Raw genomic sequence first — 815 nt, 5'->3', positions numbered from 1 at the left:
TCATCTTTTTGCATCTCAGAATGATCCATACCTTCCATGTCATCTTTTTGCATCTCAGAATGATCCATGCCTTCCATGTCATCTTTTTGCATCTCAGAATGATCCATGCCTTCCATGTCATCTTTTTGCATCTCAGAATGAGCCATGCCTTCCATGTCATCTTTTTGCATTGTCGTTGTCTGTTCTGTCATAGCGTCTAGGTTTTTGTTGACATCATCAGACTGTGCCCACAGTGGGGAAATGATTAAAGACATCGAACAAGCAATGATGATCTGTCTGATTGCAGGAGTCAGAGAATAGTTTTTCATGACACCACCACTTCACGGAACATGCCCGCATCCATATGAAAAAGTAAGTGACAATGCCATGCCCATCGACCCAGGTCTTGAGGTGTTGTCAAAAAACTGATTCGCTGGGCAGGTTGCACGGGTATCGTATGGCGGCGAACAAGCATATTGCCTTGGTCATCTTCTAAATCACTCCACATTCCGTGTAAATGCATGGGATGTGTCATCATGGTGTCGTTTTGCAAAATGACACGTATACGTTCATTGTGTGGCAAATGCACCGGTGTGCTTTTACCAAATTCAAGTCCATCGAAAGACCAACTGTATCGTTCCATATTACCGGTAAGATGTAGTTCGATTTCCCGAGATGGTGGCCGTTTATCGCTAAATACCCCTTCTAAAGAGTGGAGATCTGACAAGGTCAGCACCTTTCGTCCATTATCTCTTAAGCCTATACCGGGATCGTCCAGGTTGGTGCGTGGCATATCCACTCTCATGTCGGTGGACGGCCCGTACTCCGTGCGCGCA

Annotated in this window: 1 protein-coding gene and 1 pseudogene; both read right to left on the bottom strand. The window is 45.5% G+C overall.

The window, feature by feature from the left end; translation table 11 throughout:
* Nucleotides 1-308: pseudogene (locus tag LGT40_RS00325) on the bottom strand (hypothetical protein); the annotation flags it as partial.
* Nucleotides 305-815, bottom strand: a 511-nt coding sequence (locus tag LGT40_RS00320; RefSeq protein WP_226343109.1) for a multicopper oxidase domain-containing protein, incomplete at its 5' end; no start/stop codon positions are given. The pseudogene LGT40_RS00325 and the gene LGT40_RS00320, both read right to left, overlap by 4 nt.

The sequence above is a fragment of the Methylophaga pinxianii genome, assembly GCF_020447225.1.
GTDB classification, from domain to species: Bacteria; Pseudomonadota; Gammaproteobacteria; order Nitrosococcales; family Methylophagaceae; genus Methylophaga; species Methylophaga pinxianii.
This window is presented reverse-complemented; position numbering and strand designations above follow the sequence as displayed.